Origin of the sequence: Arthrobacter sp. NicSoilC5 (assembly GCF_019977395.1) — a bacterium.
GTDB lineage: Bacteria > Actinomycetota > Actinomycetes > Actinomycetales > Micrococcaceae > Arthrobacter.
Window position 1 is genome coordinate 337,335 of record NZ_AP024660.1, and the last position, 13,861, is coordinate 351,195.

Sequence of the window (13,861 nt, forward strand, 5' to 3'; positions counted from 1 at the left end):
GGCGATCCGCTTCGTACAGTGGAGGCAGACGCCTGCCGCCAGGCAGTTCAGCGGCGGGCGCGGCTTGTCCATGCGGCGAGTGGCGTGAACGATACGCCCAGAACCGGCTCACCTGAGTTGGGCCACCGGCTCAGTCATTTACCCTTGTGCAGGAAGCGGTGTTTCGTTGTTGAAGTCCTGGTACCGCACCCCGGACCATGCGCATTCCATGCTTCCGTAGACGGACCAGTACTCGTCCCAGTGGGCAAGCTTCCATTGGTCGCGCTCCAGGCCGCGGCGGGTGAGCCGCTCCCGCAGAAGGTCCTGTGGGACTCTTACCCGGACCACCGTGGTTTCGGATGAAGGCCAATGGAATTTTTCTGCCGCGCGCGTCAAAAAGTCCGGTACGTCGAAGTAGGCGCCGAAAGGGGCATCGAGCACCACGGAGCGGCCGAGGCGCAGGTTGGCGCCGGCCACGTCCATGAGGGTGTCGTACTCGAGAGGGAGCAGGTTCTCGCGGTAGTAGTCGTTTGATTCCCGGTCGGTCGGGTCGTGCCCGGTTGCTTTTAGGGCGAACTCGACAAAGCGTCCGCATACCCGGTCCTTGTCGAGGTATGCGGCGTTGTTTTCTCTGGCAGTTTTTTGGGCGACGGTCGTTTTGCCGGAGCCGGCTGGGCCAATAACAACGAAGACACTGGGGACCGTCATCGGCGGGCCTCTGCCACTGCCGCCAGGAACTCCTTGGCTGCACTGGTGACGCGGTTGAAGTCGCCATCTTGCTGCCATGCCTTGGTCACGTAACTGCCGACGCCGACACCTGCCACGCCGGCCCCGAACCATTCGCCCACGTTCTGAACGGTCACGCCGCCTGCCGGCATGATCGGCAGATGGGCGAGGGGGGCGAGAACTGACTTGGCGTAGGGAATGCCGCCGGCCTCGGTGGGAAAGAGCTTGAGGATGTCAGCTCCCGCCTCCGCGGAATTGACGAGCTCGGTTGGTGTGTAGGCGCCGCTGACCGTCGGGACCTGGTACCGGTTCGCGGTCCGGATCATTGCCGGGTTCAATTGGGGGCTGACCAAAAATTCCGCTCCGGCGCGGATGCATTCGTAGGCCGAATGCTCGTCCAGTACCGTTCCGGCGCCAATCGCGACTCCGTTGGCCCCATGTTTGGCTGAGAGCCGACGGATCACCTCAACGGCGCCAGGAATTGACAGGGTGATTTCCAGGGCCCGGAAGCCTCCCGCGATGGCTGCTTCCGCAACTTGTTCTGCCACCTCTGCGTTTTCGAGGCGGACGATCAGGATTGCGCCAGATTCATCGATGGTCTGCAGGGTGCGAAGTTTTTTATACATGCTTGCCTTTCTTCCGGCCCGGGCTGGTGATATCTCCTCCACCGCTGACGGGCCGCCGTTGAAGTGTTCGTTGACAAACTTTCCCACCATCCATACTGTTATTGCAACCGATCTCAGCAACCGATCTCATACAAGGGGGTATTGCGGTTGACTAAAGTACGCACAATCATTCTTGGTGCTTCCCATTGGCATGTTCCGTTATGCGCGCCAGCGATGGCCGAAGAGCACGACATGGTCGGAGTCGGTGACGACGATGTATCCCGTGTGCAGGTGCAGGACTTGGCGAAAGCATGGGGTGCCCCGGTTGAAGCCGACTGGCGGAAGCTGGTGGATCTGCCCGACGTCGGACTCGCCTATGTCTTCGGCCCCCACGACGGTATGGCCGAAAAGTGTCTTGCCCTGATCCAGCGCGGCATTCCGTTCGTCGTGGAAAAGCCGTTGGGCACTTCCCTGGACGAGCTTTCTGTCGTGCGTCAGGCCGCCGAGGCAGCTGGCGTACCTGCCACCGTTCCGCTGGTGCAGCGCGGCGGACCCACAGAGCTATGGCTTGCCAAGGCCGGCCGGCCCACCTACCAAAGAGCTTCGTTTATTGCCGGTCCACCGGCCCGGTACCTCGGCAATGCCAATCCCTGGATGCTCGACCCCGTGAAGGCGGGCGGGGGCTGCCTGGCAAATCTGGGACCGCATTTTATCGACATGTTCCTCAGGGGTACAGGTGAGACAGAAACCCACGTGGACTCCCGACTCTCGTCGGCTCTTCACCACCAGAGCGTCGAGGATCACGCCAGTCTCATCATCACCACGCCAGAAGGACGCGAAGCAATCGTCGAAGTTGGCTACGCATTCCCCGACTCCCCACTGAAGCGTTACTGCAGCTTCACCTCGGTCGGCGAGGCAGGATTCGCGACAGTGGACTCCGACGGTTCGGCTACGTTCACGGCGGTGGACGGCACCACCGAGGTCGACAAGATCAACGTGGACAGCGACCCTCTTTACGATCCCTTCGTGCGGAGCGTCGCCCGGACGCTGGAAGATGGATTCCGGGGCCTGACTACGCTGGCCCAGCTCGAAAACGTCATGCGCCCGATTTGGCGGGCCTATGACAACCAGCACGGAGGAATAGAACATGCCTGATTTGAGTATCGACGTCGTTGCAAAAGCTGCCGGTGTTCACCGGTCAACGGTGTCCCGTGCATTCTCCCGCCCCGAAGCCGTAAAGAGTGAAACACGCGAGCACATCCTTCGCGTCGCCGAGGGACTCGGCTACACGATGAGCCCACTCGCCCAGGCGCTCCGCCGGAAAACCAGTACCTTCATCCCGCTGATCGTCCCTGATATCACGAACCCGTTCTTTGCAGAACTTGCCAAGACAATGACGCAGGCGGCGGATGAGCGCGGCTACCAGCTGCTGCTCTGCGTCACCAACGGCGACCCGGCCAAGACCGACGGCTACTTCACCGCCATGCAGGCCATGTATGCCCCCTTCGGTATCGTCGCGCCGTCGACGAAGGTCGATACGGAGGCCCTCAAACGCTTCGACTTCGGCCACAAGGTCGTCGTGATCGACCGTGTGGAAGGGGACGACGCCGTCCCAACGGTCACTGTTGACAGCCGCCGCGGGATCATGCTGGCCTTGGATCACCTGCATTCTTTGGGGCACACATCGATCGGCTACGTCTCCGGCATCGCCGGCACGCACACCGCCCAGGACCGTATGGACGCCTATTTGGAGTTGTCTGCCGAGAGCGGCAGCGCACCTGTCGTGCTGGACAGCGGATCGGATCTGGATGCGGGCACACGTGGGGCAGAACATTACCTCGCGATGGACAACCCCCCAACGGCCATCATCGCGGCCAATGACATGGTGGCCTTTGCGGTCATCTCGGCCCTCGGCCAAAGCGGTGTGCGGGTGCCGGAGGACGTGTCGGTCATCGGTTTCGACGGCTTGGCTCTGGGGGCCCGGTTTAACCCGGCCCTGACCACCATCCGGCAGCCCATCGCCGATATGGGACACATCGCCATCGAACTGGCTGAGAAGCAGAACGCGGACGGCTCCGTGGACCACATCGTCCTCGAACCGGAGCTCCTGGTCCGCGCCTCCACTTCAGGACCACGAGCATGACCGCGCCAATGAGCGGGGCACAGGAGTCGACGCTCCGGCGTTTGCCCGGGCTCCAGCACACGGACCACGTTGGTTTGACCGTCCCCAACCTTGAGGAAGGTATCCGCTTCTTCGTCGACGTCCTGGGAGCTGAAGAGCTGTACCGCTCCGAACGCGGCCCCGATGAAGACTTCATGCCGACAAACTTCGAGGTCCCGGCAGATGCCAAGCTCACGCTCGCCATGTTGCGCCTGCCGCCGAACCTCAACATCGAGCTTTTCGAATGGAGCAGCACTGAGCGGCGTACGACGCCGCCGCGGCACTGCGACGCCGGTGGCCACCACCTGTGCTTCGTCGTGGACGACGTCGATGAAGCGATCGCAGTGCTCCAGGACATACCGGGGGTACGCGTGCTCGGTGAGCGCAAAGAAGTTGCCGGCGACAGCCCCCGGGTAGCCGGCAACCGTTGGACCTACTTCATCACCCCTTGGGGCTTGCTGATGGAAATCGTGGACCGGTCCCGCGTCGCGGCCCCGCCCCGGCTGGTCGGTCCGACGGACTGGGCTGCACCACCAAACACTTCAGAAAGGACATGAACAATGCGGCTTGCCGGTCATACACTAGGCACCCCGAACCACACGGTTCCCCAAGCACTTGAACTCTTCCGGGCCGCAGGGCTCGACGCCGCCGAAGTCATCTACCAGAATGACTACACATCCGGATTGCCCCTGGGTGACCGGCGGGCCGCGATGGAGGCCCTCAAAGCCGCCGAAGCTACTGGAATACCGATCGTCGGGCTGACGCCTTACACGACCGCCATCAACTCCCTGGATGACACGGAATGGCGTCAAGGAGTCGATGAATTCCGCGGCGCCATAGACACCGCACACCTGCTCGGCGCCGACCGGGTCCGTGTCTACGCCGGATCCTGGCACCCCGGAGACACCGACCATGGGGCACGATGGGCACAACTGCGTAAAGCACTGGAGACCCTTGCTCCGGAAGCGGATCAGGCCGGCGTCCGCCTTTGCGTGGAAAACCACTTCGGCACCATGACCCAGACCGCGGCAGAAACTGCTGCCCTGGTACGGGAAATTGCCCAACCGTCTGTCCGCGTCCTCTATGACCAGGCAAACCTGACATTCACACATGACGAAAACTACGAACAGGCCTTCGCCGTTCAAGGGGACCTGATCGGCCACGTTCACGTGAAGGACCTCGTCTTCACGGACCCCAACGCGGCCTTCCGGGCTACCGAAACAGCCAGGGTCAACGCCTCTGAACGAGCCGTCCGCTCCCGCGTCGTTGGAAGCGGCGTCGTACCGTGGTCCCAAATCCTCGCTGCCCTGCTCCGTCACAGCTACGACGACGTGCTGAGCATCGAACTTGAGTACCGCTGGCACCCCCAAGACCTCCCCGCGCCCGAGGACGGATTCCGCCAATCCGCGACGGTCCTGCGCGCAATGCTCACTGAGCTGGCTGAAGTAAGGAACGCATGATGACCACCAACCGCCTCCGGGTCGGCGTTATCGGCGCCGGCAACATCGCCACTATTGCCCAATTGCCCACCCTCGTACAACGCAATGATGTCGAACTGGCCGCGCTTGTGTCCCGGCGCGAGGACCCGAGCAACCTGGTCCGACGCTGGGGCTTCAACGCCGCCTACAAAACGCCAGAGGACATGCTGGCCGCCCAGGAACTGGATGCAGTCTTCGTCCTGACGCCACGCTCCGAGCACGCCCACGCCGTCCAGCTATGCCTGAGCCGGGACGTGGATGTGTTCTGCGAGAAGCCGCTGGCCCCGGCAACCGATGAAGCAGAACGCCTGGCCGACCTCGCCGATGAACGGGGGCGAATACTGATGGTTGACTTCAACCGCCGCTACGCGCCGGTCTACACCGCCGGCCGGGAAGCCTTCGGCGAGAACGGCGCCACCTTCTGCGTCGCCCAAAAGAACCGGCCAGGTTCCGAATACCGTGCGACATTCGAGAACGCCATCCACATGGTCGATCTCCTGCGCTGGTACTGCGGCGGCGAACCCGAACACGTTGCCGCCCACGCCGCTGGCGAGGACCCCTGGGAAGAAGACGGCCTCGCCGCAACCATCCGCTTCAGCACCGGAAATACCGGTGTCCTGATGGCAGCCCGCACAGCGGGAGCGTGGAATGAGAAACTGGACGCCTACGGGGACGGAAAGACCGTCGAAGTCAGGGCACCGGAAACGGTCTCCACCACGATCAACGGCATCACCACGTCGCGGGAACTGAGCGCCGAAGCATACGGCTGGGCTACTGCGACAGACACCCTCGGATTTTCAGCCGCCGTTCATCACTTCCTGGACCGAGTCGCAGACAGGGCTCAGCCCCTCACTTCTGGCCGCGAAGCTGTACGTACCCAGCGCCTGCTGGACCAGATCCTCGCCGCCGCCGGACTGCCCACAGAGGAGCAAACCGGGCGCGAATGGGCAAGCCACGCAGTCAACGCAAGCTAAATTTCGACGGACACATGGAGGTGCCAACATCGCTCTCCTTCGTCTGCATCAGATGGCACCAAAAGTCCGAGGAACGGGGAAGCGGCCGCTTCAGGGGCGCTTCACCGCCCTTGTTGGCATCCTGCTGGTTGCCTTCAGCGCCAGGGAAGCGGTCTCGGCGGCGTCCCCGCTTTTACGTCAAATAGGCGCGGACCTTCCCTTCGACGCCCTGACCACAGGGGTCCTCGGGATGCTGCCGACCGCCAGCTTCGCCGTGATGGGCTTCCTTGCGCTGCCGCTCCTGCGGCGCATGCGACTGGAACACCTCCTGCTGGTTGCCCTTCTGCTAACAACATTGGGGCAGCTCGGCCGCGCAGTGGGACCGAGCGTCCTGACATTCTTGGTCTTCACGTGTGTCGCCATGCTCGGGATTGGTCTGGGCAATGTCGTCGCGCCGCCTCTCCTGATGAAATATTTTCCCGACAGGATCGGTATGGTCGGAGCGCTTCATGTCACTCTCCTGGGTGTCAGCACGGCGGTGGCCGCCCAATTGTCCATTCCTTTGGGCACTCTGTATGGCTGGCGGTTCTCCATCGGTATCTGGGCTGCCCTCAGCGCGGTGGCTCAGATCCCATGGCTGAGCCTTCTTGGCGTCAAAGGAGCGGCTGGGCGCCCCGGAACCCCTCCAACCAAGGATGGACTGCCGTCCCGGGCGAACGCTGTCACGCCTTGGAAGTCATCAATCGGATGGGGCATGGCTTTGATATTCGCCGGATTCTCCAGCAATACTTTCGCGGCGCTCACTTGGCTCCCGGCCGTCCTCGTCGATAAAGGAATGAGACAGGAAACTGCTGGCTCCATGCTGGCGGTCTACTCAATCCTGGCCCTGCCATTCGCTTTGATTGTGCCGGTGGTGGTTCAAAGAATGTCCCGCCCGCTGCCAGTGGCCGTCCTCTTTGTCGCCGCCTTCGCCATAGGTTACGGAGGCATCATCTTCGCTCCACCAGCTACGGCAGCGGTCTGGGTCGTCATTGCCGGGCTGGGTCAAGGTGCCTATTCCTTTGCGTTCGCCATGATCAATAAGCGAACTCGAACGCAATCCGGCTCCGGGAGCTTGTCCGCCTTTGCCCAGGGAACCGGCTACGCCCTGGCAAGCGCCGGACCATTCATGTTCGCGCTCCTGCACCGTCCGGGGGACGGCTGGCTGCCCTCATTCGCCATGCTCGGCGCCTGGCTCCTGGTGCTGGTGACGGGGGCCGTCATGGTCAACAAGGCACGCATGCTTGAAGATCACACCCTAGTCCCACGGCAGGCACTGAAAGGACAAGGTCCCTAACTGCACTTGAAGAAACGGAGTACGGTGCCACGGACGTCCGCAACCCATCCCATCGATTTCTTGAATTAACTCAAAGGAGAGACTGTATGCGCACCTTTTGCACCTTGGCCCTAATTGTCGTGGGGCCGGCATCATGACGCGGTCGGCACGGCCCCTGCGGGTGGCAGTGGTCGGCGCAGCCGGATGGGCAGGATCCCGACATGCCAGAGCATTCGCCAAGGCGGGTGCCAGTGTCACCCACCTAGTGGAGAAAGACGAGCGGGCCGCCCTGTTGGCCCTGGAACTGGGAGCGCAGGTGGTGCCCACCGTTCAGGAACTCCCTGCCGATGACTTGGACCTGGCCGTCGTGGCATTGCCCACTACTTTGCAGCCGGCCATCTGCGCTGATCTGCTGAACAGGGGATTTCGGGTGCTGACGGAAAAGCCGGTCGCGGCGGACGCCGAAGGTGCGGCCGTCTTAGCCGCCGCTTCGGGAGCAAACGAACGACTCATGGTTGGGTACACACTCCACCAGCATCCCGCCGTCGAGATCCTATCGCAGTGGGTACGAGACAACGACGTGATCGCTGTTAATGTCCGTTCGGTCGCCCATAAGGACAACATTGACTCATGGCGTGCTGATCCGAAAGAGGGCGGCGTTGCCGTGGTAAACGGGATCCACGCCATAGAGCTGGTCTCTTCGTGGTTCGAGGGTGATCCGGACGTCCTGGCCGCCAGCGCGAGCAACAGCCTGTATGGGTCTGCAGTACCAGAACACGTTCTATCCATCCTCGATTTTCCCCGTGGGCCGGTGTTCAGCTTGCAGAGCTATTGGTCTCCCTGGCAGGAACCCCAAGGGCTCAATCAGGGAGACTGGAGCCTCACCATCGATGTTCTGGCCACTGACGGCCGGATGTTGTGGTCAAACGATTCCCTTCGCTTGTGGAACCGCGACGGTGGCCAACACGAGCAAGATTTTGAACCATCCGACCTCTTCTTGCGTCAGGCAGAAGCGGCCCTGAGATTCTGCGCGGGTGGAATGCCCGCGGTCACTTTCGCCCAGGCGCTCCGCGCAACGCAAATCGCCGTTGCAATCCGGAAGGCGGCGGCCTCCGAAGCCCGGAAGGTGCCAGCCCCCCAGCACCGATGAAACCTGGCCTATCTACACCGGCCGAACCAAGCAACTTCAATCAAGGAAAACGAACATGAACCATGCACCTCACGCTCCGACCACAGGAGCATTTCAGTCAGGCTTCGCGCAGCAGAGCGGAGAGAACCGATGAGTCTCAAAGGCCAGGTGGTTCTGGTAACGGGATCAAGTGGAGGGATCGGTGACGCTGCAGTCACGGCGCTCATCGCAGCGGGAGCCGTCGTCGTCGGCGCCGACCGGTCCCCCAAAGAGGACCAGTCCCTGGAGTCGTTTTACTCCCTCGACATCACCTCGGAACAACAATGCGCAGCGGTCATACAGGACATCCAAGCCAAGCACGGCGGGATCGATGTCCTCGTGCATGCAGCAGGAGTGCTTGGCCCCACCCCGGACATCATGAAAACAACGTCCGAAGAGTTCGACTCCATCCTGAGGATCAATGCCACCGGGACCTTCACCCTCGTCCGGGAGACCGCAAAATCGATGCTTGAGACCGCCACAGCGGGCGCCATCGTGGTCCTGTCCTCGGTTGCGGCCAAAGAAGCGCGCCTCAATTACCTGCCCTACAACGCGAGCAAGCTTGCAGTCCTCCACATCATGTGGTCCTTCGCCGAACTGCTCGGACCTAACGGCATTTCCGTGAACGCGATCGCACCAGGGCCGGTCAACACCCCCATGTGGGCGCAATTTGCGAGGGACTCCGGCCCCGACGCAGCAGCCAACCGGGCGAAAAGGGCAGCGCAGTTGCCGATGCGCCGGTTTGCCGAACCCGATGAAGTTGCACGGGCCATCCTGTTCCTTTCTGACCCCGACAACCGCTACATCACGGGAGTGTCTCTCGACGTGGCAGGCGGAGCGCATCTGGGAATTGGAACCTAAAAATTCGCCAGGGCTTTTCGTGCCGCTGTGCCCTAATGTCGCAGCGACCCACCACTAAGGCATCAGGGCTACCCCCTCCTGAGGCAATTCAGCAAGTGGGGGAGAGCTTGATCTACCAAGGAGACCTCTAATGCGACATCATCACACCGCGCTGCACGTTACAGATATGGACCGCAGCGAACGATTCTACGTGGATGGCCTAGGACTAACACGTGTGGATGCCTGGACCTCGGGGCCATACGCCGGCGATCTTTACGGCCGTCCCAACGTCAAGGTCAGAGCCATGCTTCTAGCTACCAGTGACGGCTCCTTTCGGCTGGAACTCGCCCACGCAGAGCCGCTACTGCCAGCCGTCGATCCCTCTGAGGCGCAGCCTGGAACGGCTCACGTGGCCTTTACAGATATCGATGTGCGACAGGTTTACGCAAGAATGACAGCGCTTGGTTACAGCGCGGTATCCGAACCCGTCGCCCCAACCTCAGGCCCCATTGCGGGAGGATGGCTGGTTTACCTCCTCGATCCTGACGGAAACAGAGTGGAGCTCATTCAGCCGCCGGAATGGGGGCCGGGCGAGGACTCATAGCCGCTCGCTGAATGTCGTGCCTGACCGGTCCCTTCGTTTCGGGACTAGATACAGGGCGCGCGTCCGGTTTAAGTCATTGTGGTTTAGGCCTCTAATGGAGTGTGGGTGGACAGGTTGCATCCTGCCTGCCCACGCTGCATTTAACCTGCGTACGACGCCGGCGTGGAGCACCGGGGCCCTCGAAGCTTTGTGTTTAGCCCGGCAGTAGCCGGACCAGATCTCACGCTCGAGAGCTTGCCCGTCCGGCGAGGATCATCCGTGACAGCCAGAAAAACCGCTATGAGGTCCCTCGCTCTGCAACAGCTGGCCGCCAGTCAAAGTGACGAGACACACCCAAGCCCGCAGAAACTAGAATCGTCTGCTCTGCCCTGAACGGGCCAGGCGGCTGAGGCTAACGCCCCTAACGCGGAGAGCGGAGCGGCGACCACGTCCCTGGCAGATCCGGCATCCGGCCGCTGCTTGAGAAGTGGGGGAGCTCCGCAACCATTGTCTGCCGGGGAGGCTCGGGCTTCGTGCATCGGCGCATTGAAGTGCATCGGCGCATTGAATTTGCCTCCAGACACTTCGCTGGCTACGTTCATGGCACCACTGCGTCTTTGGCCCCACGCCGAGGATGAGCGGTCGCCATGTCGGCGGTTCGATCGGGCGAGGACGGACGGAGGAAAGCCTTTGTTTCTGTAGGTGTCCGGTCCGTGAGCGTACGTGGCGAACGGGACGTCCTGTCGTGGCATGTGCTTCTGAGCGCAGGCGGGCCCCGTGAGCCGTCAGAGACGGTCACGGGGCCCTTTGTTGATGGATATTGGCTGAACTGCTGCTGCGGCTAGCCCTTCACGCCACCGGATGTCATGCCGGCTACGAACCAGCGCTGGAAAGCCAGGAAGATGGAAAGCACGGGGACGAAAGCAACGACGATGAATGCGGCAAAGAGTCCCCAGAAGCTACCGAAGCCAGTGGTTATGTATCGCACGATGCCGTTCTGCACGGTTTTCATGTCTTCTGTCGTGGCGAGGACGGTGCCGACAAGGAAGTCATTCCACACGAACACGAAGATGAAAATGGCTACCGCAGCGATACCGGGACGGATGAGCGGGAGAATGATTCGCCATAGGATCTGTATCCTGGAGCAGCCATCAATTGCCGCCGCTTCCTCGATTTCAACGGGTATGTTCTCGATGAAGTTGCGAAGAAACAGGATGGTCTGTCCACAGATGATGGCCGTGTAGACGACGATCATCATGGGGTAGGTGTTGATCAGGGCGGTCTTGACGAACATGGAATACAGCGCAATGAAGACCACGATTGCCGGGACCATGGACAGCACCAGTATCCCGGTCATCAGGGTTTCCATGCGGCGGCTGCGGTATCTCGTGGCAACATACGCGGCCGGGACACAAATAGCCAGGGCAAGCACGATGGAGCCGCCGGCATAGATGAGCGAGTTGACGAAGAAGCGGATGTTGGTCGAGGTCAGCAGACCGACATAGCCCTCGGATGAGAATGGTTCCGGGATCCATTTTGGTGGGAACTCCAGGGTATCCGAGGCGGTTTTCAGCGACGTGGACAGGATCCATACAACAGGAGGCAGCACGACCGCGGCGGAGAGGATGATGTACGCCCAGGCCGGGACCGCCCTGATGACGGCGCCAACCGTTCGCTGTCGGCGTGAGGTGGTGGTGCTCACAGGCTTTCCTTCCGTCGGAAGCGGATGGCGACGAGTGTCAGGACGATGTTGACTGCAAAAAGGAGGATGGCCGTGGCTGAAGCGCCGGAGAGGTCGAACTTGTCGAACATTTGGTTGTAGACCCTCATGGACAGCGTTTCCGTGGAGCCGATCGGGCCTCCTCTTGTGGTGACCAGGATGATGGTGACCATTTGCACGTAGAGCATGAGCAGAACGACTACGACGGAGACGATGGTGTTGCGCAGGTAGGGGAGGGTGATGTTCACGAATGCGTGCCAGATGCCGCCGCCGTCGACCTTGAGGCTTTCGCGGAGCTCTTCTGGAATTGTCTGGAGGGCGCCCAGGAAGAGGAGCATGGCTTGCGGGTAGGACCACCAGGCAGTCATCAGGGTTACTGCAACGAGGGCGCTGGTTGGGGATGAGAACACGTCGGTGGGACCGAATCCGAGGGATTTGGTGATGGCTGATGCTGGGCCGTAGTTGGGGTTGAGGAACCACAGCCAGATTGTTCCTGCTGTGGCTTGTGACATCAGCCAGGGCAGGAGGAAGAGGCTCCGGACGGAGCGTTTGAAGCGGTGAATGTTGTTGAGCACGATCGCGGACAAAAGCCCCGCCGGCAGCGCGAGAATCAAGGCCCCTAGCGAAAACAACAGGGTTGTCCGGATGCTGCTGGGCAGGTCAGCGTCCGCGAATAGTCGGGCAAAGGAGTTGAGGCCCGAGAATTTACCGATCTGGTAGTACGTGGTTTCGTGGAGTGCTGTCCATGCCGTGTAGATGAGCGGGCCCACAAAAACAAAGAGGAAGATGGCGCTGACGGGGACGACGTAGAGCCAGACCATGCGGTCCCTTCGGACCCGGCGGAAAGTCTGGGTGGCTGAGGGGGCAGCTCCGGTCTTGCGTGTGCTGCGGGTGGGGCTTTTTGTTGACATTATCTGTCCCTTCCGAGGGGAGCCTGATGTCTCAGGCTCCCCTGCTATCGGGCTGCTACTTCTTGTTGGCAGCATCCTGCGCGGAACGGATAAAATCGCTCCCCGACGAGCCGTTGAGGATCAGTTTCTGCCCGCTCTGGGAAAGCCCTCTGGCGAGGGAAGTCCAGTTGCTGGAGTATGTGCGTGGCTTGCTATTGCTCTTGACGTAAGCGGCGATGTCATTCACCGTTTTGGACTCGGGCGAGGAGAAGAACGGCTGCTGGTAGGTGCCGGCACGCGTGGGTACCTCGCCTCCGGTGGCCATTTTTGCGCCGGCTTCCGGCCCCGTCATGTACTCGATGAACTTCCAGGCCGCCTCGGCGTGTTTGCTGCCGTTGCCTATGCCCAAGGTCCATCCAATGGTGGTGCCTGTCGTGTCGCCAGTGTTTGCTTTTGGCAATGCGGTCCACTTAAGGTCCGGATTCTGTGAGGCATAGGAGACGGCTCGTTCCGTGCCCATGACCGCCATCGCGACCGTGCCGCTTGCCATTCCGTCAGCTACGGTGCCGTAAGTATCCGAAACGACATTGCTGCCGAGGGCCTTTGCGTCCCTGAGCTTGGTAAGGAAGTTGCCAAAGTCCTCTCCCTTTGATGTCGCGAAATCTGCCTGCCCATCCTTGTTCCACAGCTCTTGGTCAACCTGTGTCATGAAGCAGTCGAAGAAAGTGCCGATGATGGCCGAATTGTCACTGTCCGAGAAGCCCGTTCCGAAACCGGTGAATCCAGCGGCGGCCGCTTTTCGTGCAACGTCGACTACCTGGTCGTAGGTGGTAGGAACGGTCGCGCCGATTTGAGAAAGAATCTTTTGGTTGTAATAGAGCGCACAGGTCCGGTACTCATAGGGCACGGCGACCTGCTTGCCGTCAGGACCGGCAAGAGCGTCGGTTGGACGCAGCCAGTCAGTCACCTTGGAGGCAGCATCAGGAAGCGGTGAGTAAACGCCGGCAGCGGCCATCTGAGGAACGACGGGAGTGTACATCTTGAAGACGTCGGGGGCCTGGCCTGCTGCCGCGGCTTGAGGCAGCCTGTTCAACATATCGCCCAGTGACACGACGGAAAGATTGATCTTGATGTTGGGGTTTGCCGCCTCGAAATTGGCAACGTTTTCCTTTAGGGCCTTTGAGCGCGGGTTGTTCTGGCTGGGATCGAGGAAGTCCCAGTAGTTAAGCGTCACCGGGCCCTCAGACTCCGGAGTTGAAGGGGCGCAGCCGCTGAGGGCAAGGCTGGCTACGACGGCTGTGAAGAGCGCCAGGCCCCATCGCTTTTTGATCATGAATTTCTCCTGTGAACTGGGTTGCTGATGCGGGAGCATGCCGTGCTCACTCGACGCCTACTAAGCGGGGGCCGCCGATGGGTGGGAGAAGCCACTGAATCATCGAGTCT

General features: G+C 61.3%; 13 protein-coding genes. 8 read left to right on the top strand and 5 right to left on the bottom strand.

Annotated features, from left to right (window positions below; genetic code table 11):
• Positions 1-138: 138 nt before the first annotated feature.
• Both LDO22_RS01495 and eda read right to left on the bottom strand, forming a co-directional pair.
• Positions 139-687 carry an AAA family ATPase gene (locus LDO22_RS01495; RefSeq protein ID WP_224025810.1) on the bottom strand — a complete coding sequence of 183 codons (549 nt, stop codon included), beginning with the start codon at positions 685-687 and terminating at the stop codon, positions 139-141.
• Complete coding sequence (gene eda / locus LDO22_RS01500) at positions 684-1,331, bottom strand: bifunctional 4-hydroxy-2-oxoglutarate aldolase/2-dehydro-3-deoxy-phosphogluconate aldolase (RefSeq protein WP_224025811.1); 648 nt, start codon at positions 1,329-1,331, stop codon at positions 684-686. The genes LDO22_RS01495 and eda overlap by 4 nt, the downstream gene beginning before the upstream one ends.
• Before the next feature lie 147 nt (positions 1,332-1,478).
• On the opposite strand from eda, the gene LDO22_RS01505 reads away from it, so the two are divergent.
• From LDO22_RS01505 to LDO22_RS01540, 8 genes are all read left to right on the top strand, one after another.
• Entirely contained in the window at positions 1,479-2,465 is a 987-nt protein-coding gene (locus LDO22_RS01505) for a Gfo/Idh/MocA family oxidoreductase (protein ID WP_224025812.1), read from the top strand.
• A complete protein-coding gene (locus LDO22_RS01510) occupies positions 2,458-3,453 on the top strand; it encodes a LacI family DNA-binding transcriptional regulator (RefSeq protein WP_224025813.1) in 996 nt (331 codons plus the stop codon). The genes LDO22_RS01505 and LDO22_RS01510 overlap by 8 nt, the downstream gene beginning before the upstream one ends.
• Complete coding sequence (locus tag LDO22_RS01515) at positions 3,450-4,028, top strand: VOC family protein (RefSeq protein ID WP_224025814.1); 579 nt, start codon at positions 3,450-3,452, stop codon at positions 4,026-4,028. The genes LDO22_RS01510 and LDO22_RS01515 overlap by 4 nt, the downstream gene beginning before the upstream one ends.
• Before the next feature lie 3 nt (positions 4,029-4,031).
• Positions 4,032-4,931: a sugar phosphate isomerase/epimerase family protein gene (locus tag LDO22_RS01520; protein WP_224025815.1), complete on the top strand. Its 900-nt coding sequence runs from the start codon at positions 4,032-4,034 to the stop codon at positions 4,929-4,931.
• A complete protein-coding gene (locus LDO22_RS01525; RefSeq protein ID WP_224025816.1) occupies positions 4,931-5,923 on the top strand; it encodes a Gfo/Idh/MocA family oxidoreductase in 993 nt (330 codons plus the stop codon). Before LDO22_RS01520 ends, LDO22_RS01525 begins: the two co-directional genes overlap by 1 nt.
• Positions 5,924-5,975: 52 nt before the next feature.
• On the top strand, positions 5,976-7,238 hold the full coding sequence (locus LDO22_RS01530; protein WP_224025817.1) for an MFS transporter: 1,263 nt from the start codon (positions 5,976-5,978) through the stop codon (positions 7,236-7,238).
• A gap of 133 nt (positions 7,239-7,371) precedes the next feature.
• Complete coding sequence (locus LDO22_RS01535) at positions 7,372-8,367, top strand: Gfo/Idh/MocA family oxidoreductase (RefSeq protein ID WP_224025818.1); 996 nt, start codon at positions 7,372-7,374, stop codon at positions 8,365-8,367.
• A 129-nt stretch (positions 8,368-8,496) separates the two neighbouring features.
• Positions 8,497-9,246 (top strand): SDR family oxidoreductase, encoded by a 750-nt coding sequence (locus LDO22_RS01540; protein ID WP_224025819.1) that lies wholly within the window; start codon positions 8,497-8,499, stop codon positions 9,244-9,246.
• Positions 9,247-10,649: 1,403 nt separating this feature from the next.
• Here the strand turns inward: LDO22_RS01540 and LDO22_RS01550 are convergent.
• The 3 genes from LDO22_RS01550 to LDO22_RS01560 are packed head-to-tail and all read right to left on the bottom strand — an operon-like array spanning position 10,650 to position 13,751.
• On the bottom strand, positions 10,650-11,510 hold the full coding sequence (locus LDO22_RS01550) for a carbohydrate ABC transporter permease (RefSeq protein WP_224025821.1): 861 nt from the start codon (positions 11,508-11,510) through the stop codon (positions 10,650-10,652).
• A complete protein-coding gene (locus LDO22_RS01555) occupies positions 11,507-12,439 on the bottom strand; it encodes a sugar ABC transporter permease (protein ID WP_224025822.1) in 933 nt (310 codons plus the stop codon). The genes LDO22_RS01550 and LDO22_RS01555 overlap by 4 nt, the downstream gene beginning before the upstream one ends.
• 55 nt (positions 12,440-12,494) lie before the next feature.
• The gene (locus tag LDO22_RS01560; protein WP_224025823.1) at positions 12,495-13,751 is read right to left on the bottom strand and encodes an extracellular solute-binding protein; all 1,257 of its coding nucleotides are present in this window, start codon (positions 13,749-13,751) and stop codon (positions 12,495-12,497) included.
• Positions 13,752-13,861 lie beyond the last annotated feature (110 nt).

What these genes read in the sequence shown, in the direction of transcription:
- LDO22_RS01495 (WP_224025810.1), bottom strand. Translation starts at nt 687, where the DNA reads ATGACGGTCCCCAGTGTCTTCGTTGTTATTGGCCCAGCCGGCTCCGGC.
- eda (WP_224025811.1), bottom strand. Translation starts at nt 1,331, where the DNA reads ATGTATAAAAAACTTCGCACCCTGCAGACCATCGATGAATCTGGCGCA.
- LDO22_RS01510 (WP_224025813.1), top strand. Translation starts at nt 2,458, where the DNA reads ATGCCTGATTTGAGTATCGACGTCGTTGCAAAAGCTGCCGGTGTTCAC.
- LDO22_RS01515 (WP_224025814.1), top strand. Translation starts at nt 3,450, where the DNA reads ATGACCGCGCCAATGAGCGGGGCACAGGAGTCGACGCTCCGGCGTTTG.
- LDO22_RS01520 (WP_224025815.1), top strand. Translation starts at nt 4,032, where the DNA reads ATGCGGCTTGCCGGTCATACACTAGGCACCCCGAACCACACGGTTCCC.
- LDO22_RS01525 (WP_224025816.1), top strand. Translation starts at nt 4,931, where the DNA reads ATGACCACCAACCGCCTCCGGGTCGGCGTTATCGGCGCCGGCAACATC.
- LDO22_RS01530 (WP_224025817.1), top strand. Translation starts at nt 5,976, where the DNA reads ATGGCACCAAAAGTCCGAGGAACGGGGAAGCGGCCGCTTCAGGGGCGC.
- LDO22_RS01535 (WP_224025818.1), top strand. Translation starts at nt 7,372, where the DNA reads ATGACGCGGTCGGCACGGCCCCTGCGGGTGGCAGTGGTCGGCGCAGCC.
- LDO22_RS01540 (WP_224025819.1), top strand. Translation starts at nt 8,497, where the DNA reads ATGAGTCTCAAAGGCCAGGTGGTTCTGGTAACGGGATCAAGTGGAGGG.
- LDO22_RS01555 (WP_224025822.1), bottom strand. Translation starts at nt 12,439, where the DNA reads ATGTCAACAAAAAGCCCCACCCGCAGCACACGCAAGACCGGAGCTGCC.
- LDO22_RS01560 (WP_224025823.1), bottom strand. Translation starts at nt 13,751, where the DNA reads ATGATCAAAAAGCGATGGGGCCTGGCGCTCTTCACAGCCGTCGTAGCC.